A 19,139-nucleotide genomic window follows, 5' to 3' on the forward strand; every position below is an offset into this window, starting at 1 on the left:
TGGGAGCCGCAGGGGGCGCCTGTCTAGACCTGTACTAAGTGCCTGATTTTGCGTGGCGTTTTCCTGAATTTTTATCGAAATTGATCAACTGCAATAAAAACTTGCACCATCTTTCATAATATTTCCCGACATTTTGTTACAACTATTGACGTATTTATGCCACGTCGGCTCACTGAATATTTACATCCCGTTACACCTTTTATCCGGAGTGGGAATGTCTTTCTTTCCGTGTGTTCAAATTCGTTTCCTCATATTATTGATTTCACCGGTTTTCGCCGTACATGCTTATGCCCAGGGGGTATCCAGGGCAGAGCTGGATGCGGCGAAAAGCGCACTCGAACTACGGATCCTGGAAGCGACCGCCGATGCGGCGCTGGCCCAGCGTGAAGCCGAGATACGCCAGGCCACGCGCGAAGCCGAGCGTGCCGCCCTGCTTGCGCGCCTGCCTCCAGGCGCCAGCCGGCCACTCGAGGGCAGCGTCGATACCCGCCAGTTCGGGGCGGCCGGCCTGGTGCGAGCCTTCGATCTGGCGCGCAGCCTGGCCCTCGAGGTGTGCGGCGCCCTGCCCCAGGACGCGCGCACGGCCGTCTACGATCCCGCCACCAGCGCCGGCATCACGGCCGCGCGCGGCGTCAACGACGCCCTGCTGCGCCTTGCCGACGAACTGGCGCGCCGCAACAAGGACATGCAGGCCTATATCGATGCCCACACGCCGCCCGGCGCCTTCGGCGGCACGCTGGCGGTCGCGTTGACGGTGGTGCCGAGCGTGCTACGCGCCTCGGCCGACAGCGCTTCGCTGTTCAAGACCGACGTCACGGCCGCGAGCCTGGCCTATGGCGAAGGCGCGCGCGCCCTCTTCGCCAGCGCCCTGGCCGAAGCCTGCCCGCAACGTATCGCGGGCCTGGGCAGCGGCTACCTGGGCGAACTCGACCCGGTCCAGCACGAACGCCTGCTCGGCAAGCTGCGCTCGCTCGCCACCCACCGCGCCGATTATGCAAACCGGATCGCCACCCTGCAAAAACTGGCCGATGGCGCGAAAGGCGACGAGAAACGCGACATGGCGGCCGTGGCGACGGCGGCCGGCGCGGTATTGAAAGCGGTGGACGCATTTATCGATTCATTGCGCGCCGGAGAAAGCGGCGATAAAAGCCCGTTCGCGAATGCCGCCCGTTATCTCGGGTATGCGCAACGCACTGAAGGGGCCGCGCTGCTCGACTTCGATCTGCGCCTGGAGGGAATGAGCGTCGTGAAGGACAATCTATTCACCGGACAAAAGTTGCGCCTGTCGGCGATCGGCCTGCTCTGGTATCGGATACACGGGCCGGACGGCAGTTTGATGCTGGCGCGGACGACGCGGAAAATGGCGCCGCCGCTGGAGGTGGATTTACGCGGCGATATGGCGGGCGGTGCGTTTTGGGAGGGGCGCTAATTGAATGCATGCGCTGTAACGCGTGGAGTCGGGACTCCACCCTACAAATAAAGGTACACGTAGGGTGGAGTCCTGACTCCACGCGTTTGCGCAATCAAGATTACAGCTTCACGATTTTCTGCTCGATCGCCCCGAATACCGATTTCCCCTTCTCGTCCAGCATCTCGATCCGCACCGTATCGCCAAAGCGCAGGAAAGGCGTACTCGCCTCGCCGTCGGCGATGGTCTCGCGATTGCGGGCGTCGAGCAGGCAGGCATCGCCCGCCGCCACCGCCCCGCGTCCGCTCTTTTCCCGGTTCGATACCGGCCCCGCCCCGACGATGCTGCCGGCGCGCAGGCGGCGCGTCTTGCACAGGTGGGCGGCCAGTTGCGGGAAATTGAAGGCCATGTCGGCGCCGGCGTCCGGCTGGCCGAGCACGTTGCCGTTCAGGCTGCATTTCAGGCGCAGGTGCAGCTTGCCGCCGCGCCAGGCGTCGCCGAGTTCGTCCGGCGTCAGCGCCACCGGCGAAAAAGCGGTGGCCGGTTTCGACTGCAGCAGGCCGCCCCTGGCCAGTTCGTCCGGTATCAAGCGGCGCAGGCCGATGTCATTCACGAGCATGAGCAGGCGGATGCGCCCGTGCGCCTCGTCCGGCGTCGCGCCGGCCGCCACGTCGTCGAACACGGCGGCCACGCCGGCACCGACATCGATGCCCCACTCTTCATGGGCCAACTGGACCTCGTCGCAGGGGCCGAGCAGGTCTCCGGCCGCGCCCTGGTACAGCGCCGGCTCTTCCGGCAGCCACGGCGGCGGCTCGGCGCCGCGTGCGCGGTAGTCGAGCTCGAGATGGCGCGGCCAGGCCGCGCCGATGGCCCAGCCATGGGCGCGCGGCAGCGGCGCCATGCACTGTGCCGGATCGAAGTCGAAGGCACGCCGGGCCTGACCGGCGTTCAATTGCTCGTAGAGGGCGTCGAGCTGGGGCGCGATGAAGGCCCAATCGTCGAGCGCGGCCTGCAGGGTCGGGGCGATGGCGTCGGCCATGTGCGCGGTTTTGAGGTCGCGCGCGACGACGGCGAGCTGGCCGTCGCGGCTTCCATCCTTGATGCTTGCAAGTTTCATTGGCGGAAGATTGCTGTCGAAGCCGCCATTCTAGTGCAGCGCAGCCAGGTTCAGAACGTGGCGAGTACGCCCAGCCCGATCGACCGCTGGAAATAGTTATAGTCGATCAGGCTTTGCCCATAGCCGGCGAAAGCCTGGGCATACCCCTTGACGTTGCCCGCCAAGGGGAAGGCCCAGCTGGCCTGGATGGCACCACGGCTGGTGTGGAAGTTGTACCGCAGCGTGGACGCATAGATGTGGCCATCGCGACGGTAGGCCAGCGCCAGGTCGCCGCGGCCCATGTAGTCGACGATATCAGGATTGTCGTCGTCGCTTTCGCTCAAGCGCTTCCAGGCACGCGCGGTGGCCGAAAAGCCATCCTTTTCGATCCCGAGCTGGGCATAGAGGCGGTTCCAGCTGCGCGACAGCGTACCCGACTGGCCGTTCGACTGGTGGTTGAGTCCCAGGCCCGCATGGGTTAGCTTGAAACCGCCAAGCTCATAGCCGAGCGGCGCGATCGCCATCAGCTCCGGCTGGTAATTCGTTTCACGGAACGGGCTGGATGCCTCGCTGTTGGCCGCCTGCCAGAAGCTGTTCTGGGTGTAGCCGAACCACAAGTCCACCGGCTTGCCAAACGCGCCTTCCAGCATCTTCATTTTGAAACTGAGCTGGAAAGCCAGTTCACTCTTCGACAGACTGGCCTCGTTGTCGTTGAGGTCACGATAAGGCAGGTAGGGCGTCTCGTTGGGACGGCGGGAATAGGTGGCGATCAGGTAGCTGGCGTGGTGCGGACGGAACTTGAAGACGCCGCGCTGGTAAGGCTGATCCAGCTCCCAGTGGTCGAGCTGGCTGAATCTGGCGCTGCTCTCGGCCGAGGGCTGCGCGGTCACGACAGGGACCGTTGCCACCTCCGGCGCGGCGCCCGGGACCGGAGCCGGGTTGACGACCACGGCCGCTTCGGTACGTGGCGCCGGGGTCGCGGCCAGCTTGTCGAAGCAGGCCAGGCGCGTCACGTTATCGGTGATGTTGGCGCAGTCGGACAACAGCTTGGGGGCATCTTGCGCCATGGCGTTGGCGGCGACCAGCAGGGGAAGGGACAGCAGGAGGGGGCGGTAGGAATACGGCATGGTGAACGGTCATCGGTTGCGAAAAAAACGTCTCTCGCGTCCGACTGCAGTTCTGCGCGCCGACCACGATCTGACGCGAGTCAATACGCATATTGCAATAAAACCGGCTTTGCGGTCGCACGCGACGCTTGCCGCCATTCGTTAACGCAAACCGAAGCGTAGCGCCCTGCATTCATGCGGGGCGACTCATTGCCTGCAGGCCTGCAACGTTTACGCCTGCGTCGGCACCAGCAACTCCAGCTGCGCCTGCTCCAGGAAACACCACTCGCCCTCTTTCAAACCCAGCGATTCCAGCGTCAATCCGCCAATCGCCGAGCGATGCAGCGCACTGCAATGGTTGCCGGCCGCAGCCAGCATGCGCTTGACCTGGTGGTACTTGCCCTGCTCGAGAACGATTTCGATGCCGTTCTCGCCGCGCGCCACGCAGGACACCGCGCGCAGCGGCGCCGGTTCGTCGTGCAGCTGCACGCCGTCCAGCAGTTGCTGCACCAGTTCGGGCGTCACCGGCTCGGCCGTGGTGGCCTGGTAGACCTTGGGCACGTGGCGCTTGGGCGAGGATTGGGCGTGGATGAAGGGGCCGTCGTCGGACATCAGCAGCAGCCCCGTCGTATCGTGGTCGAGGCGGCCGACCGGCTGCACGTCGCGCCAGGCGAACTGTTCCGGCAGCAGGGTCAGCACGCCGGGATGGTGGCTGGGTTTACGCGAACATTCGAAATTGGCCGGCTTGTACAGGGCAATGTAGACATGCTCGCGGTACACCCATTCTTCGTCGAAAACGGTCAGGACCAGGCCCTCGGTCTCCACGGCCAGTTTGTAGTTGTCGATGATCTCGCCGTTCACGGCGACGTCGCCGTCCTCGATCAGGGCGCGGCAATACTTGCGGGTACCGAAACCCTGCGATTGCAGGATACGGTCCAGGGATAATTTACTCATGGGCGAGACTTTAACAGAAGGGCGAGCCTTCACCAAAGGCGAGCGACGCTTCACAAAAGGCGGGCGCGAAGCTGCCGTTGTTCTGTTTCCCCAAGGATCGAAACCTTGCGCTCGTTTGCGCTAGATCAATCGTAGCGGGAGATCCATTGATAGACTTCAACTCCATTAGGAATCGACCTACAGCGGGTCCGGATTTGATGAGGAATCGCTAGGATTAATTACTGGACAAGAAGAGGACAACATGCAAGCACTCAAGACCACGATTGATGCCGCCCTGCCCACCGTCGCGCCCTCGTCGCTGCGGGCTGCACGCCTGGCGCTGGCGCGCTCGCAGTGCGCCCAATTTCCGACCCGCCTGGCGCTGGCGCGCTGGACCAGCGGCGGCAACCTGCCTCACCTGTGCGGCAAGGGCAATCCGCCCCTGCGCGCCGCCTGGTTTGCCCGGGCACAGCGCGATTTCCAGGCCTGGCTCGAGAGTGGTGGTTTCGTGCAGCATGAAGACAAGGACGACAACGCTGCCTGAAAATGAAAACGACGGCTTGCGCCGTCGTTTTCGTTCCCGGGAGGGACTGTTACAGTGAGGAATTGAATTCTCTCGAAACCGCACGCATGCGGGGTAGTAGTGTCACCAGATTTTAACGATTGCGAACAGGTTGGCACGTGTTGTCGATCGCCCCTCCTGGAAAGAACTACAAGTATCACTATAGTCCATCTTACGGAACATTCAAGAAGATATTGAGCAAGATCAGTTCACTCAGTTTAACTTCGGCAGTGTGACGTGCGACATGGCCTTCATCGCGCCCTCGCCCACCGAGGCGCCAAATTTCTTCAAGACACGCTCCGGCAAGCCTTCATGCGCCGTGTAGTCGACGATGTCCTCGGCCTTGACGATGTCGCGCGCGACGGTGTCGACCGTGCCGAAACCGTCGGCCAGGCCCATCTCGACGGCCTTGGCGCCGGTCCAGTACAGGCCCGAGAACATTTCCGGCGTTTCCTTCAGGCGCGTGCCGCGGCCGGTGCGCACCACGGTGATGAATTGCTGGTGGATTTCGTTCAGCATCTCCTGGGCATGGGCGCGGTGCTTTTCCGACTGCGGGCTGAATGGATCGAGGAAGCCCTTATTGGCGCCGGCCGTCAGCAGGCGCCGCTCGACGCCCAGCTTTTCCATGGTGCCCGTAAAGCCGAAGCTGTCCATCAGTACGCCGACCGAGCCGACGATACTTGCCTTGTTGACGTAGATGCGGTCGGCCGCGGCGGCAATGTAATAGCCGCCCGAGGCGCAGATCTCGTCGACCACGACATATAAGGGCTTGTCCGGATAGCCGCGCTTCAGGCGGCGGATTTCGTCGACGATGATGCCGGCCTGCACCGGGCTGCCGCCGGGACTGTCGATGCGCAGGACGACTGCCGCCGAACCCGCGTCGGCGAAGGCCTTGTTCAATGAAGGGATGACATTATCGGCCGCACCGCTGCCTTCTGCCTCGATCTCGCCGTTAATTTCGATTAATGCGGTGTGACGCCCCAGGTTTTCGTCGTCCCCGCCGCCCAGGCTGAGGTCGAAATAGGTCACCAGGCCGACCACCACCACGGCCAGGAAGGCCAGGCGGAAGAAAATGCTCCAGCGCCGTGCAGCACGCCGCTCCTTGATGGTGGCGAACACGAGCTTTTCAAGCGTCTCGCGCTCCCAGTTGCCCGCCGTGGGGTTGGCGTGGAACCGGTCTTCGCTATCGCCCTCGTTCTTGATGTTGTCGCTCATGACGGTGTTTTTAGCCCCGTGAAGTAAAAGTTGGCTCGATGGTTTGCTCGATCAATTGTCCGCCGGCTTGTCGGCGGCCGGAGCGACCCGCTCGTCCGGTTGCCAATACACCTTGCCGTCGGCTTCGCGCACGCCGATCGGGCGCAGCTTGCCACCGCGGCAAGGGCCGCCCGCGCAGGCGCCGGTGTCGGGCCGGTAGACCGCGCCGTGGGTCGCGCACATCAGGTATTCGCCGCCGGACTCGAAGAACTGGCCCTGCACCCAGTCCAGTTCGATCGGCACGTGCGCGCAACGGTTCAGGTAAGCGTAGGCCTTACCCCGGTAGCGGACGGCGAAGCCGCTGGCCGCCTCGCCGAAGACGGTCACCGGAAAGCGCACACCCTCCCCGCCGTCGACCAGCGCCTCCGACGCGCAGATCAGGACCTCGGCCATGGACGTCATGCGTACTCGGCCAGCCAGGCGTGCAGCTCGACCGCCGTCTTGGCCGAATACAGGGGACGGCAGGCTTGCAGCTGGTCGACCGGATGGGCGCCGTATTCGACGGCGATGCCGGCCGCGCCCGCGTTCTTTGCCATCAGCAAGTCGTGGGTGGTGTCCCCGATCATGACGGTGCGCCGCATGTCCTGGCCCAGTTCGCGCGTCAATTCCTGCAGCATGGCCGGATGCGGCTTGGAAAAGGTTTCGTCAGCACAACGGGTGGCGTCGAACATCGACAGCAGCCCGGCCGCATTCAGGGCCCGGTTCAGTCCGACCCGGCTCTTGCCGGTGGCCACCGCCAGGAAGTAGCCCTGCTGCGAAAGTTCGGTCAACATCTCGCGAACTCCTTTGAACAGCACCAGTTCGTGGTCTTTCGTCAGGAAGTGATAACGGTAACGCTCGACCATGCGCGGGTACAGCGCGGGCGCCATGTCGGGCACCGCGGCCTGCATCGCTTCGGGCAGGGCCAGGCCGATGACGTGGGAAGCGGCCTCGTCACTTGGTACCGGCAGGCCGACGTCGCGGGCGGCCGCCTGGATGCACTTGACGATGGCGACCGTGCTGTCCATCAGCGTACCGTCCCAGTCGAACACGATCAGATCAAATTGCTTTCTTGGCATGTCTCCCGGCTGCGTGCCGGCTCCTCTTGTTGTTCGGATGGTGGACAGACATCAATTCAATGCTTGCCCTAAGCTTAACAAGAAACGGTCGCATTCCGCTGGCAGAGGTGCCTGCAGCGTCATCGGCTTGCCCGTTTCCGGATGCGTAAACGCGATTTTATAGGCGTGCAGGAACATGCGCCGCAATGCGCCGCGGTTTTCGGCGGCCTTCTGCAGTTGCTTGTTCAGGGCGAAATCGCCGTACTTCTCGTCGCCGAGGATGGGGAAGCCCGACGATGCCAGATGAACGCGGATCTGGTGGGTACGTCCCGTTTTCAGTTCCGCTTCCAGCAAGGCAAAACCTTCCCATTTGCGCAGCAGGTTGAAAATCGTGTGCGATTCCATCCCGCCTGCCTGCACCACGACGCGGCGTTCACCATCCGGCGTCGAAAACTTATGCAGCGGCAATTTTACGTGCTGGCGCTTATTCACCCAGTCGCCGGCCACCGCGGCCAGGTAACGTTTATCCGTATGGCCGTCGCGCATTTGCTCGTGCAAATTGGTGAGCGCCGAACGCTTTTTCGCCAGTAAGAGCAAACCCGAGGTTTCGCGGTCGAGCCGGTGCACCAGTTCCAGGAATTTCGCGTCCGGCCGTGCCGCGCGCAATTGTTCGATCACGCCATACGACACGCCCGAACCGCCATGCACGGCCACGCCGGCCGGCTTGTCGATCACGAGCAGGTGGTTGTCCTCGTGGACGATCTTGAATTCGGCACCGGGGACGGGCGCGCTGCTGGTCTTTTCGGCAACACGGATCGGCGGAATGCGCACCAGGTCGCCCGCCGCCAGCCGGTAGAGCTGGTCGATGCGGCCCTTGTTGACCCGGACTTCGCCGGAACGCAGGATACGGTAGATGTGGCTTTTCGGAACGCCCTTGCAGACGCGCAGCAGGTAATTATCGATGCGCTGTCCGGCTTCTTCCTCGGTGATCGTGACGAAACTCGCTGCCAATGCCTGTGATGAAGGGGGAACAACATCGTTTTGCATCTTCATTTGGACTGTCTTCCCAGAAATTCTCTCTAAGTCCTTCATTTTGAATATATAATCGACAGGCGGCGGTCAAACCTCTGCAGGTGTAAGAATTAAAACGATATTTTACACAGGGGCGCGCTCCATCGGCCCCGCTGGCATGCAAATTCGATGGAAAAAACGTGTACGCACATTCCTGCGTGGATCAGGGTTGCACCGCAGTTGTAATCGGATCGCGCGCAGGAGTGCCGGATTGGATTGTTTGGAACTGTAAGGATAAGTACCGGAAAGCTCGGCTCACCGAGCTCGCCGGTTGATGGTGTCGATAACGCTTGTCGTTTCGCCGGCCGTTGCAAGCGTCATCCTGCAGGCTTTTCGGGACAAGGCTGATTACATCGCCTGTCATCGAAGTCCAGGTTGGTATGCTGCATTCGGTCTGGCTGGTTTTGCGCGCATTGCCCCCACCCTGTCGTGCCCCTCGGGATGAGCGGCCCAGGTACGGCGTGCCCTCGGCATGACGATCGACTCCATGCGCCCTGTTGCGGCAGCGAGCTTTTGGCATCGCTTTGCCGCACGCCCGGGCATACACCCCCTCCAGCTTTCCCCTCCCGCGTATGTCCCTGTAGTTGCGCCGCCCTGGCAAGGCGGCATGGAACGGCCCACGGGTCGCGGAGTCTATAAAAATGAAACGTATGTTGTTTAACGCTACGCAGCAAGAGGAGCTGCGCGTAGCGATCGTCGATGGCCAGAAACTGATCGACATCGATATCGAAACGGCCGGACGCGAACAGCGCAAGTCGAATATCTACAAGGGTGTCATCACCCGCATCGAACCCTCCCTCGAAGCTTGCTTCGTCAGCTACGGCGAAGACCGCCACGGCTTCCTCCCCTTCAAAGAAGTTGCCCGCTCCTATTTCCGTGATGGCGTCGACGTGCGTAACGCGACCATCAAGGAAGCCCTGCGCGAAGGCCAGGAAATCATGGTGCAGGTCGAGAAGGAAGAACGCGGCAACAAGGGCGCTGCCCTCACCTCCTTCATTTCGCTGGCCGGCCGCTACCTGGTCCTGATGCCGAACAACCCGCGCGGCGGCGGCGTGTCGCGCCGTGTCGAAGGCGAAGAGCGCCAGGAACTGCGCGAGACCATGGACAAGCTGGACCTGCCGCAAGGCATGTCGGTGATTGCCCGTACCGCCGGCATCGGCCGCAACGTCGAAGAACTGCAGTGGGACCTGAATTACCTGATGCAACTCTGGCGCGCGATCGAAGGCGCCGGCAAGTCGGCTTCGGGCGCCTTCCTGATCTACCAGGAAAGCTCGCTCGTCATCCGCGCCATCCGCGATTACTTCCAGCCTGACATCGGCGAAGTCCTGATCGACACCGACGAGATTTTCGAACAGGCCCAGCAGTTCATGAGCCACGTGATGCCCGACATGGCGCACCGCGTGAAGCGCTACAGCGACGACGTGCCGCTGTTCTCGCGTTTCCAGATCGAACACCAGATCGAAACCGCCTACGCGCGCACCGTGCCGCTGCCGTCGGGCGGCGCGATCGTCATCGACCACACCGAAGCCCTGGTCTCCATCGACGTCAACTCGGCACGCGCCACGCGCGGCTCGGACATCGAGACCACCGCCTTCAACACCAACTGCGAAGCGGCCGACGAAGTGGCGCGCCAGCTGCGCCTGCGCGACCTGGGCGGCCTGATCGTCATCGACTTCATCGACATGGAAGTCGCGAAGAACCAGCGCGAAGTCGAACAGCGCCTGAAGGACGCCCTGCACCATGACCGTGCACGCGTCCAGATGGGCAAGATTTCGCGCTTCGGCCTGATGGAGCTGTCGCGCCAGCGCCTGCGTCCCTCGCTGTCGGAAGGCTCGCACGTGACCTGTCCGCGCTGCTCGGGCACCGGCCACATCCGCGACACCGAATCCTCGGCCCTGCAAGTCCTGCGCATCATCCAGGAAGAGGCGATGAAGGAAAATTCGGCCACGATCCACGTGCAGGTGCCGGTCGACGTTGCCGCCTTCCTCCTGAACGAGAAGCGCGGCGAAGTCCTCAAGATCGAGAACCGCCACCGCATCACCGTGATCCTGGTGCCGAATAAACACCTCGACACCCCGCACTACAAGCTCGAGCGCATCAAGCACGACGACCCGCGCCTGGAAGACGCCGCCGCCAGCTACACGCTGGCCGAGACGGCCGAAACCGACATGGCCTACAGCAAGCGCCAGAAGGAAGAGCAGAAGCCGCGCCAGGAAGCCGTCGTCAAGACCATCACCCCGGCCCAGCCGGCGCCTGTGGTCGACCGCAGCGAAGCGGCGAAACCTGCGAAACCGGCCGAAGTGCCCGTCGCCCCCGCGCCGGCACCGGCCCCGACCGGCTTCTTCGCCAAAGTAAAAGCCTTCTTCATGGGCGCCCCTGTGCCGGTCGCCCCGGCGCCCGTCGTGGCCGAGCCGGTCAAGCCGGCCGCTCCGGCAGCGGCCGAGCGCGGCGAGCGCAATGGCCGTGGCCAGCGCAACCGCAATGGCCGCAACGAAGGCCGCGGCGGCAAGTCCGAGCGCCAGCGCGAAGAGCGCGACCTGACGGCCAAGACCGCCGTTGACGAGACCGCCAAGCCGGTCGAGAGCGAAGGCAAGCCGGCCCGTCAACCGCGTCCGCCACGCGAGCCACGTGCTCCGCGCGAGGCACGCGAAGGCGCCGAAGCGGTAGCACCACGCGCCGAGCGTGGCGAACGTGCTGAACGTGGCGAGCGTCCGGAACGCGCACCACGCCAGCCGCGTGAACGCGCAGAACGCCAGCAGCCGGTCGAGACCAAGCTGGACGAAGTGAACGTCGTTGCCATCCCGACGCCTGAAACCGAACTGTCGACCACCACGCCGCACGGCGACCAGCTCGAGCACGCCGTCAAGGCCGTGACCAGCACCGGTCCGGAGGAAGCGGAAACCGAAGGCGGCGACGAGCCGCGCCGCCGCCGCCGCCGCGGTGGCCGCAACCGCAACCGCCGCGACCGCGACGGCAACGAAGTCGAGGCAGGCGAGCACGGCGAACAGGAAGGCACGCCGGCCTTCATGCCGGTCGCCGACGAGGAAGCCGCCAAGGTCGCCGCCGAGAAGACCGGCCGTGGCCGTGGCCGCGGCCGTGGCGAACGCCAGCAAGCCGCCGAGCAGGCGCCATGGCCGTTCCCAACCGCCGCCTCGGTCGCCGCGGCGCAAGCCAAGGCTGCCGCCAAGGCCGCGCCGGCGGCAAGCGCCAAGCCAGCTCCGGTGCCGACCTTCGGCGTGCCGGCCGCGACGAACCAGACCTGGTTCTTCCCGACCGCTGCCACGATGACCCAGCCGAAGCCGGCAGCCAAGCCGGTGCAGGCCGCACCGGCACCAGTGGCTGAAGCGGTTGCAGCACCGGCTCCGGCGATCGAGGCGCCTGCCGCACCAGCGCCGGCACCCGCGCCGGCGCCAGTGGTTGCCGCCCCCGTTGCCGAGGCTCCGGCTCCAGTAGCGGCTCCGGCGCCAGTCGCCGCTCCGGCACCGCAAGTGGCCGCAGCACCGCAAGCCAGTGCCGACCTGAGCGAAGTGCTCGGCGCCGCCGGCCTGACGCTGGCCTCGACCGACCCGGACAAGCTGCGCGCAGCCCAGGAAGCGGCCGCCCAGGCAGCCGCCCCGGTGCGCGTCGGCCGTGCCCGCAAGCCGGCCCCCAAGCTGGTCGACGAGCCCTTGATCCAGGTCGACACGCGCCAGTAATGCTGTTGCGTCGCTAAACGAAAAGGGAAGCCGCGTGCTTCCCTTTTTATTTGCTCACTTTCCGCCAACACGATGGACCGTCTTGATCCCGCCCCCGTCAGCCTGCGCACCGCTTTCCTCTACTGGCTGAAACTCGGCTTCATCAGCTTCGGCGGCCCGGCCGGGCAGATCGCGCTGATGCACACGGAGCTGGTTGAGCGGCGCCGCTGGATTTCGGAAGGCCGCTTCCTGCACGCGCTGAACTACTGCATGCTGCTGCCCGGCCCCGAGGCGACCCAGCTGGCCGTCTACATCGGCTGGCTGCTGCACCGGACCCGCGGCGGCATCATTGCCGGCGTCCTGTTCGTGCTGCCTTCCCTCCTGATCCTGATCGGCTTGTCCTGGATCTACCTCGCCTACGGGCACCTGCCCGCCGTGACCGGAATCATGAAGGGCATCAAGCCGGCGGTAGTGGCGATCGTGCTCGCCGCCGCCTGGCGCATCGGCAGCCGCACCCTGCGCAACGGCATCCTGGTCGGGATCGCCTGCGCCGCCTTTGTTGCCATCGCCCTGCTCCAGCTTCCCTTCCCGCTGATCGTGCTGGCGGCGGCGCTGGCAGGCGTGCTCGGCGCGCGCCTGCGGCCCCAGGCCTTCCAGCCGGTCGGCGGGCATGGTGCCGCACATGCCAGGCTCGACGCAGAACGGCCGCGCGCCCTGATCGACGACGACACGCCTACGCCGGAGCACGCGCGCTTCTCGCGCGCGCGGCTGGCAGCGGTGGTCGGCGTCGGCGTCGGGCTGATGCTGGTCACCTGGCTGCTATTGGCCGCCTGGGGAGGCGCGCGCGGCCCGCTGGCGCAGATGGGCTGGTTCTTCACCAAGGCGGCCATGCTGACTTTCGGCGGCGCCTACGCCGTGCTGCCCTATGTGGTGCAGGGCGCGGTCGAGCACTACGGCTGGCTGAGCGCGCCGCAGATGATCGACGGCCTGGCGCTGGGCGAAACGACGCCCGGCCCGCTGATCATGATTGTCGCCTTCGTCGGTTTTGTGGGCGGCTGGACGCATGCCGTGTTCGACGCGGCCGCGCCCTGGCTGGGCGGGATTGCCGGCGCGACGGTCGCCACCGTGTTCACCTTCATCCCCTCCTTCGTCTTCATCCTGGCCGGAGGGCCGCTGGTCGAGTCCACGCGCGGCAACCTGCGCCTGACGGCGCCGCTCACGGCCATCTCGGCGGCCGTGGTCGGGGTGATCGCCAGTCTCGCCCTCTACGTCGGGCGCGAGGTGTTTTTCGCCGGCGGCACGCTCCAGCCGCAAGCGATCGTGCTCGGCCTGCTGGCCGCGCTCGCCCTGCTGCGCTACAGGGTCGGGACGATCAGCCTGATCGCCGCCTGTGCGCTCGCTGGCCTCGTGCTATCGTATTGGCATGTCTGAAAAAATCATCATGCTGCACGACCTGCGCGCACCGGCGCTGGCGGTTCCGGCGGCACCCGTCACACCCGGCGGTGTGCTCGTCGATGCCTTGTCGCGTCCTCTGCACGACCTGCGCATTTCCGTCACCGACCGCTGTAATTTCCGCTGCGTGTACTGCATGCCGAAGGAAGTGTTCGGCAAGGATTACCCCTATTTGCCGCACAGCGACCTGCTGTCATTCGAGGAAATCACGCGCGTGGCGCGCATCTTCATCGCCCACGGGGTCGAGAAGATCCGCCTGACCGGCGGCGAGCCGCTGCTGCGCAAGAACCTGGAACACCTGGTGGCGATGCTGCGCACGCTGCCGACGGCCTCCGGCCGCCCGCTCGACCTGACCCTCACCACCAACGGCTCGCTGCTCGCCCGGAAAGCGCGCGCCCTCAAGGATGCGGGACTCGACCGCGTCACGGTCTCGCTCGACGCGCTCGACGACGCCGTCTTCAAGCGCATGAACGACGTCGACTTCGCGGTCGCCGACGTCCTGGCCGGGATCGATGCGGCGCATGCCGTGGGCCTGGGGCCGGTGAAGGTCAACATGGTCGTCAAGCGCGGCAGCAATGACGACCAGATCGTGCCGATGGCCCGCCATTTCAAAGACTCGCCGACGATCCTGCGCTTCATCGAATACATGGACGTGGGCGCCTCGAACGGCTGGAACATGGAGGAAGTCGTGCCGTCGAGCGAAGTGGTGGAACGCATCGCGGCCGAGCTGCCTTTGGTGCCGGTTGCGGCCAACTACACGGGCGAGACGGCTGCGCGCTGGCGCTACTTGGATGGCGGCGGCGAGATCGGCGTCATCTCCAGCGTCACCGGGGCATTCTGCAAGGATTGCAGCCGCATGCGCCTCTCGACCGAGGGCAAGCTCTACACCTGCCTGTTCGCGACCCGCGGCCACGACCTGCGCGCCCTGCTGCGTGCCGGCCACGACGATCTCGCCATCGGCGGGGCGATTGCCCAGCTGTGGCGCGGCCGCGCGGACCGTTACTCCGAAACGCGCACGGCGGACACACCGAGCCTCGAGCGCGGCGCACGCAAAGTTGAAATGTCCTACATCGGCGGTTAACAACAACATGACACGACAAGCATCGATCAGCGGCCTGGTCCTCGCAGGCGGACGCGGCACGCGCATGGGCCAGGTCGACAAGGGCCTGCAGCCTTTCCGCGGCAAGACCATGGCCGCCCACGTTCTCGAACGCCTTGGCCTCCAGGTGGCGCAGGTCGCCATCAACGCCAACCAGAACCTCGACACCTACGCAGCGCTCGGCGTGCCTGTGTGGCCGGATGACCTGCCCGGCTTCATGGGCCCGCTGGCCGGCATGGCGACAGGCATGCGCCACTGCCAGACCGAATACTTGCTCACCGCGCCCTGCGACTCGCCCTTCCTGCCGCCGGACCTGGCGTCAAGGCTGCTGGACGCGCTGCGCGAGCAGGATGCCGACCTCGCCTTCGCCGCGACCCAGGAGCCGGGACAGCGCGTGCAGCCGCATCCGGTGTTCTGCCTGGTGAAGGCGTCGCTGCTGCCGATCCTTTCGCAGTACCTGCTCGAAGGCGGACGCCGGATGGACGGCTGGTACAAGGGTTTAAAGGCGATTGAAGTTCTGTTCGAGGACGCGGAGGCCTTCCGCAACATCAACACGCTCGACGAGTTGCATAGCCTGGATACCGTACGCGCACCGCGCCTGGCGGACGTGACCAGCTGTCTCTCGGCCTACGATCCGGATGCGCTGCCCGTCAAGGATGCGCAGCGCATCATCCGCGAATTCGTGCAGCCGGTACAGGCCATCGAGCAGGTCGCGCTGCGCGCCGCTCTTGGGCGCGTGCTGGCGCGCGACATCGTCTCGCCGATTAACGTGCCGGCGCACGACAACTCGGCGATGGATGGCTACGCGCTGCGCGGCGAAGACCTGCCTGCTGAAGGCCAGGTCCGGCTGACGGTCGTCGGCACCGTGTATGCGGGCAAGCCGGATACCCGCATTCCCGGCCGCGGCGAATGCGTGCGCATCATGACGGGCGGCGTCATGCCGGAAGGCTGCGACAGCGTGATTCCACAGGAATTCGTCGCCGAAGAATCCGCCGATGCAATCGTCATCGCGGCCGGCGTGATCAAGCCCGGCGACAACCGGCGCTTCGCCGGCGAAGATCTGAAAGCGGGCAGCGCGGCGCTGAAGGCGGGCAAGGTGATCCGGCCGGCCGACCTCGGCCTGGTCGCTTCGCTCGGCATCGCGGAAGTACCGGTGCGGCGCCGTTTGCGCGTCGCCTTCTTCTCGACCGGCGACGAGCTGCGCTCGATCGGCCAGGCCCTCGACGAAGGCAGCGTCTACGACAGCAACCGCTACACCATCTACGGCATGCTGCACCGCCTGGGCTGCGACATCATCGACATGGGCATCGTGCGCGACGACCCGGCCGCGCTGGAAGAAGCGTTGCGCAGCGCCTGCGAAAATGCCGACGCCATCATCACCTCGGGCGGCGTCTCGGTCGGCGCCGCCGATTACACCAAGCAGATCATGGCGCGCCTGGGCGACGTCACCTTCTGGAAGATCGGCATGCGTCCTGGCCGTCCGCTGGCGTTTGGCCGCATTCAGTCGAATGGCCACGATGCCTTCCTGTTCGGCCTGCCCGGCAATCCGGTGGCCGTGATGGTCTCGTTCTACTTCTTCGCGCGCGAGGCCTTGCTGCGCATGATGGGGGCCGATGCGCCCCTCCCCCTGCTGCGCGCGCGCTCGGCGGGTGCGATTCGCAAGAAGCCGGGACGGACCGAATACCAGCGAGGGATCTTGGCGGTCGGCGAAGACGGCGCGCCACAGGTCCGGATCACCGGTTCGCAAGGCTCGGGCATCCTGCGCTCGATGTCGGAGGCGAACTGCATGGTGGTGCTGCATGATGAGCAGGGCAGCGTCGCGGCCGGCGACATGGTGGATGTGCTGATGTTCGAAGGCCTGGTGTAGGGGTGGTCGAGGCCAATGGCCTCGACCACGGTTTCACCGGGCGCCCCGTGCCCACCATGATCATTCGCCGCGCCTACTCCATCCACATCGACTTCGCTGGCTGTGTCCCACCCCAATCCGGTGTGTACACACCGGCGCGCACATATCGATGAAACGTCGAATATGGCCACGCCGCCGCGCTCTCGGCATGCCCATGCCGCACTGGATTGAAATGGACGTAATCCACGTGGTTATTGAAATCCCGCTCATCGCGGACCTGATGCTCGTAGAACCGCCGTTGCCAGATAGCCGCATCACGGTGCTTGATACGTGAAGTGCTGATCTCGCCCGTCGGCCGCCCAGGCAGGACGGCAAAGCGCGACACCGAGTTCTTGATAAGTGACCAGCGAGTCGAATAATCCACATCGCCCTCAGGCAGCGTCCAGATGCAGTGCATATGGTCGGGCAATAACACCCACGCGTCGATGTGGAACGGCCGGGCGACGCGCACGTCCTCCAAAGCCCGGCGCAGCGCCGAGCGAATCGGCGGCAAGCACAGGATCGCTTGCCGGCGGAAGGTCACCAGGGTGAAGAAATAGGTAGTGCCGGTACGAGCGCGACGGTTGGGGCATGGTGGCGCGCATTGTAGAGTGCGCGCGCGGGAGTCAGGTACAGCGCGTAAAGGATCGATGAGGCGCGTCAACGCGCAGTTTCAGGTGGGCACGGGGCGCCCACCCTACGTATCCATATCGGCTTCGGGGCCTAACATCAACTGCGCGGCTTCGCTCGGCAAGGCCTCCACCGACTTGAGCTTGCGCGCCATCTGGCGGCTGCGCACCTCGGCACTCTCGATATTCTTGGCCGCCTTCTCCAGCGTCAGCTTGGTCGCGGCCAGCACGTCGCCGAACTTGCCGAACTCGGTCTTCACGGCGCCCAGTACCTGCCAGACTTCCGAGGAGCGCTTTTCCAGCGCCAGGGTGCGGAAGCCCATTTGCAGGCTGTTGAGCAGCGCCGTCAGGGTCGAGGGGCCGGCGATGGTGACGCGCAGGGTGCGCTGCAGTTCGTCGGCCAGGCCGGGACGGCGCATGACTTCGGCGTACAGGCCTTCGGTCGGCAGGAACAGGATCGCGAAATCGGTCGTCTGCGGCGGAGACACGTATTTTTCGCAGATGGTCTTGGCTTCGAGGCGCACCGCGCGTTCGAGCTCGGCGCCGTAGCGCGCCACACCCTCGGCGTCGGCGCGGTCCTGGGCTTCGACCAGGCGCTCGTACTGCTCCTTCGGGAACTTGGCGTCGATCGGCAGCCACAGCGGCGCGCCGCCGTCGACCACGCCCGGCAGCTTGATCGCGAATTCGACGCGCGCATTCGTGCCCGCCACCGTTTCGACATTCTTGGCGTACTGGTCGACAGTCAGCACCTGCTCGAGCAGCATTTCGAGCTGGACTTCGCCCCAGGTGCCGCGCGTCTTCACGTTGGTCAGCACGCGTTTCAGGTCGCCCACACCGATCGCCAGCTGCTGCATCTCGCCCAGTCCCTGGTGCACCTTTTCCAGCCGCTCGGACACCTGGCGGAAGGATTCGGTCAAGCGCGTCTCCAGCGTCGTGTGCAGCTTTTCGTCGACGGTCTGGCGCATCTCTTCGAGGCGCTTGGCATTATCGGTTTGCAGGTCGCGGATCTTGTGCTCGAGCGTGGCGCGCACCTCCAGCATGCGCTGGGCGTTCGATTCGGTGAGGTTCGCCAGGGTCTGCTGCAACGTATCGGCGAAGCGCTTGAGCGCGCGTGCCTGCTCTTCGCGGCCGCCGGCCGCATGCAGCTGCATCTGCTGGCGCATGCTGTCGAGCTGCTGCACGGTTGCGCCCTGGTGCTGCATCATGTGCCCGGCCAGCTCCTGGCGCGTGGCCTGGGCGCTGTGCTGGAGTTCCTGGCGCAGTTCGCGCTCGAGGCGCTCGAAGGCATGGGCGCTGCCGCTACTCCGGCCACGCAGGAGCAGCAGCACCTGCAAGGCGATGACCGCCAGCAGCCCTGCCAGCAAGACGATTTCGAAGGTGGACATCAGTCGGCCTTGTTGCGCATCCAGTCGGCGGTCTGGTAGAAGGATTGCATCAGGCGCATGCGCAGGTCTTCCTCGATGCCGATGTCTTCCATCGCCCAGCCCATGGCGCGCAGCCACTGGTCGCGCTCGCTGGTGCCGATCCCGAACGGCAGATGACGCGCACGCAGGCGCGGGTGGCCGTAGCGCTCGATGAAGAGATCGGGACCGCCCATCCAGCCGGACAGGAACATGAAGAGTTTTTCGCGCGAACTGTCGTTCGGCTTGGGATGCAGGGCGTGGATGCCGGCAAATTCCGGCTCCAGTTCCATCAGATCGTAAAAGCGGTCGACCAGTTCGCGCAGGCGCGCTTCGCCGCCGATGATTTCGTACAGGGTTTGGTTCTCGGACATAACGCCATGATAGCGCAACGCCATGTCCGATTGTAGATACCGTCTTGCTCGTCAAGCCTTACATCGCAAATGTTGGATCGTAGGGCTTGCCGGTCTGGACGACACCAAAGCACAGATGCGCCAGCTTACGCATTGCAGCGCCGATAGCGGCCATCTTGG

General features: G+C 64.9%; 16 protein-coding genes. 6 read left to right on the forward strand and 10 right to left on the reverse strand.

Annotation, left to right across the window (positions count from 1 at the left end; translation table 11 throughout):
- Positions 1-256: 256 nt before the first annotated feature.
- Complete coding sequence (locus tag C2862_RS21580) at positions 257-1,429, forward strand: hypothetical protein (RefSeq protein ID WP_136222482.1); 1,173 nt, start codon at positions 257-259, stop codon at positions 1,427-1,429.
- Positions 1,430-1,529: 100 nt separating this feature from the next.
- On the opposite strand, the gene C2862_RS21585 is transcribed toward C2862_RS21580, so the two are convergent.
- The 3 genes from C2862_RS21585 to C2862_RS21595 all read right to left on the reverse strand — a co-directional run bounded on the left by C2862_RS21585 (position 1,530) and on the right by C2862_RS21595 (position 4,564).
- Positions 1,530-2,525, reverse strand: coding sequence for a fumarylacetoacetate hydrolase family protein (locus C2862_RS21585; RefSeq protein ID WP_136222484.1), 996 nt, complete (start codon positions 2,523-2,525; stop codon positions 1,530-1,532).
- 50 nt (positions 2,526-2,575) lie between these two features.
- Positions 2,576-3,631, reverse strand: coding sequence for a phospholipase A (locus tag C2862_RS21590; RefSeq protein WP_229467546.1), 1,056 nt, complete (start codon positions 3,629-3,631; stop codon positions 2,576-2,578).
- 210 nt (positions 3,632-3,841) lie between these two features.
- A complete protein-coding gene (locus tag C2862_RS21595; RefSeq protein ID WP_136222486.1) occupies positions 3,842-4,564 on the reverse strand; it encodes a pseudouridine synthase in 723 nt (240 codons plus the stop codon).
- A 241-nt stretch (positions 4,565-4,805) separates the two neighbouring features.
- Here C2862_RS21595 and C2862_RS21600 point away from each other — a divergent pair, with 241 nt between their 5' ends.
- The gene (locus C2862_RS21600) at positions 4,806-5,087 is read left to right on the forward strand and encodes a hypothetical protein (RefSeq protein WP_136222488.1); all 282 of its coding nucleotides are present in this window, start codon (positions 4,806-4,808) and stop codon (positions 5,085-5,087) included.
- A gap of 231 nt (positions 5,088-5,318) precedes the next feature.
- Here C2862_RS21600 and C2862_RS21605 read toward each other — a convergent pair whose 3' ends face one another.
- The 4 genes from C2862_RS21605 to C2862_RS21620 are packed head-to-tail and all read right to left on the reverse strand — an operon-like array spanning position 5,319 to position 8,449.
- Positions 5,319-6,320 (reverse strand): S49 family peptidase, encoded by a 1,002-nt coding sequence (locus tag C2862_RS21605; RefSeq protein ID WP_136222490.1) that lies wholly within the window; start codon positions 6,318-6,320, stop codon positions 5,319-5,321.
- A gap of 51 nt (positions 6,321-6,371) precedes the next feature.
- Positions 6,372-6,761, reverse strand: a complete 390-nt coding sequence (locus C2862_RS21610; RefSeq protein ID WP_136222492.1) for a Rieske 2Fe-2S domain-containing protein — start codon at positions 6,759-6,761, stop codon at positions 6,372-6,374.
- Positions 6,758-7,417: an HAD-IIIA family hydrolase gene (locus tag C2862_RS21615; RefSeq protein ID WP_136222494.1), complete on the reverse strand. Its 660-nt coding sequence runs from the start codon at positions 7,415-7,417 to the stop codon at positions 6,758-6,760. Before C2862_RS21615 ends, C2862_RS21610 begins: the two co-directional genes overlap by 4 nt.
- A gap of 51 nt (positions 7,418-7,468) precedes the next feature.
- A complete protein-coding gene (locus tag C2862_RS21620) occupies positions 7,469-8,449 on the reverse strand; it encodes an RluA family pseudouridine synthase (protein WP_136222496.1) in 981 nt (326 codons plus the stop codon).
- Between the two features lie 659 nt (positions 8,450-9,108).
- On the opposite strand from C2862_RS21620, the gene C2862_RS21625 reads away from it, so the two are divergent.
- The 4 genes from C2862_RS21625 to glp all read left to right on the forward strand — a co-directional run bounded on the left by C2862_RS21625 (position 9,109) and on the right by glp (position 16,559).
- Complete coding sequence (locus C2862_RS21625) at positions 9,109-12,162, forward strand: Rne/Rng family ribonuclease (RefSeq protein WP_136222498.1); 3,054 nt, start codon at positions 9,109-9,111, stop codon at positions 12,160-12,162.
- Between the two features lie 72 nt (positions 12,163-12,234).
- A complete protein-coding gene (gene chrA / locus C2862_RS21630) occupies positions 12,235-13,572 on the forward strand; it encodes a chromate efflux transporter (protein ID WP_136222500.1) in 1,338 nt (445 codons plus the stop codon).
- Positions 13,565-14,674: a GTP 3',8-cyclase MoaA gene (moaA, locus tag C2862_RS21635; protein WP_136222502.1), complete on the forward strand. Its 1,110-nt coding sequence runs from the start codon at positions 13,565-13,567 to the stop codon at positions 14,672-14,674. Before chrA ends, moaA begins: the two co-directional genes overlap by 8 nt.
- 7 nt (positions 14,675-14,681) lie before the next feature.
- Complete coding sequence (glp, locus tag C2862_RS21640; RefSeq protein WP_136222504.1) at positions 14,682-16,559, forward strand: gephyrin-like molybdotransferase Glp; 1,878 nt, start codon at positions 14,682-14,684, stop codon at positions 16,557-16,559.
- Positions 16,560-16,632: 73 nt separating this feature from the next.
- Here the strand turns inward: glp and C2862_RS21645 are convergent, their stop codons facing one another.
- The 3 genes from C2862_RS21645 to C2862_RS21655 are packed head-to-tail and all read right to left on the reverse strand — an operon-like array spanning position 16,633 to position 18,980.
- Positions 16,633-17,241: a transposase gene (locus tag C2862_RS21645; RefSeq protein ID WP_229467547.1), complete on the reverse strand. Its 609-nt coding sequence runs from the start codon at positions 17,239-17,241 to the stop codon at positions 16,633-16,635.
- A 33-nt stretch (positions 17,242-17,274) separates the two neighbouring features.
- A complete protein-coding gene (gene rmuC, locus C2862_RS21650) occupies positions 17,275-18,591 on the reverse strand; it encodes a DNA recombination protein RmuC (protein WP_136222506.1) in 1,317 nt (438 codons plus the stop codon).
- Positions 18,591-18,980, reverse strand: a complete 390-nt coding sequence (locus C2862_RS21655; RefSeq protein ID WP_136222508.1) for a group II truncated hemoglobin — start codon at positions 18,978-18,980, stop codon at positions 18,591-18,593. The genes rmuC and C2862_RS21655 overlap by 1 nt, the downstream gene beginning before the upstream one ends.
- Positions 18,981-19,139 lie beyond the last annotated feature (159 nt).

The organism is Massilia sp. Mn16-1_5, assembly GCF_004798585.1.
GTDB lineage: Bacteria > Pseudomonadota > Gammaproteobacteria > Burkholderiales > Burkholderiaceae_D > Telluria.

Bases quoted from the DNA above. Each gene is read 5' to 3' on its own strand.
- C2862_RS21610 (WP_136222492.1), bottom strand. From the start codon at position 6,761: ATGACGTCCATGGCCGAGGTCCTGATCTGCGCGTCGGAGGCGCTGGTC.
- C2862_RS21620 (WP_136222496.1), bottom strand. From the start codon at position 8,449: ATGAAGATGCAAAACGATGTTGTTCCCCCTTCATCACAGGCATTGGCA.
- glp (WP_136222504.1), top strand. From the start codon at position 14,682: ATGACACGACAAGCATCGATCAGCGGCCTGGTCCTCGCAGGCGGACGC.
- C2862_RS21600 (WP_136222488.1), top strand. From the start codon at position 4,806: ATGCAAGCACTCAAGACCACGATTGATGCCGCCCTGCCCACCGTCGCG.
- C2862_RS21615 (WP_136222494.1), bottom strand. From the start codon at position 7,417: ATGCCAAGAAAGCAATTTGATCTGATCGTGTTCGACTGGGACGGTACG.
- C2862_RS21625 (WP_136222498.1), top strand. From the start codon at position 9,109: ATGAAACGTATGTTGTTTAACGCTACGCAGCAAGAGGAGCTGCGCGTA.
- C2862_RS21590 (WP_229467546.1), bottom strand. From the start codon at position 3,631: ATGCCGTATTCCTACCGCCCCCTCCTGCTGTCCCTTCCCCTGCTGGTC.
- C2862_RS21595 (WP_136222486.1), bottom strand. From the start codon at position 4,564: ATGAGTAAATTATCCCTGGACCGTATCCTGCAATCGCAGGGTTTCGGT.
- C2862_RS21605 (WP_136222490.1), bottom strand. From the start codon at position 6,320: ATGAGCGACAACATCAAGAACGAGGGCGATAGCGAAGACCGGTTCCAC.
- C2862_RS21655 (WP_136222508.1), bottom strand. From the start codon at position 18,980: ATGTCCGAGAACCAAACCCTGTACGAAATCATCGGCGGCGAAGCGCGC.
- moaA (WP_136222502.1), top strand. From the start codon at position 13,565: ATGTCTGAAAAAATCATCATGCTGCACGACCTGCGCGCACCGGCGCTG.
- C2862_RS21585 (WP_136222484.1), bottom strand. From the start codon at position 2,525: ATGAAACTTGCAAGCATCAAGGATGGAAGCCGCGACGGCCAGCTCGCC.
- rmuC (WP_136222506.1), bottom strand. From the start codon at position 18,591: ATGTCCACCTTCGAAATCGTCTTGCTGGCAGGGCTGCTGGCGGTCATC.
- chrA (WP_136222500.1), top strand. From the start codon at position 12,235: ATGGACCGTCTTGATCCCGCCCCCGTCAGCCTGCGCACCGCTTTCCTC.